The organism is Caballeronia sp. LZ003, from assembly GCF_031451465.1.
Taxonomy (GTDB): Bacteria; Pseudomonadota; Gammaproteobacteria; order Burkholderiales; family Burkholderiaceae; genus Caballeronia.
In genome coordinates this window covers 1-530 of sequence record NZ_JARUXJ010000148.1, presented here as the reverse complement: position 1 = coordinate 530, position 530 = coordinate 1, and the positions used below count along the sequence as shown (strand labels likewise).

The following is a 530-nucleotide window of genomic DNA, read 5'->3' as shown; positions in this document are numbered from 1 at the left end:
CCAACGTTGTTGGCCAATCCCTCTATCTCTCCTTCCGAAATAAGATCGACAATGGTGCAGCAAAGGCGACTGTTGATAACCGTCTTCTCTTGCCCTTCAATGCCGCCTGACGTCTGCGTCGCGACCGGCGCAATGTCCTGCTCGGCCGCACGCGCCGGAGCATCGATGGCCTGGATGTCCGCACTGATCACTGTTGATCCAACGCGCATGCGCCCGTATAGCAAAGGCACCGGACCACCTTGAGCGACGACGTTCTGGATGCCTGGCATCCCGTGTTGACTTACCGGGCTCGGAGTCGGCGTCTGCGGCGAGAGCATCTGCGCAATTCCCCCCAGCGCCAAGGAGCCGCCCATGAGCATCATGTCGATGCCAAATTTATTGCCCGGGATGAGCCACATCGAGGCGGCCCCGGCGGCGGCAAGCGCCACGCCTGCGATCGTCTGGAATATCCCGCCGGCCTTACTGCCCGCAATCACCGGAGCGATGCGGATCGGCTCGCCGCCCGAGGGCCAATCGAGCTGCGTCTTATC

Annotated in this window: 1 protein-coding gene; it reads right to left on the bottom strand. The window is 62.1% G+C overall.

The features are described from left to right. Positions 1-530 (bottom strand): hypothetical protein (locus QCE79_RS33515; protein WP_309851812.1); only part of this gene is annotated, 530 nt, incomplete at both ends.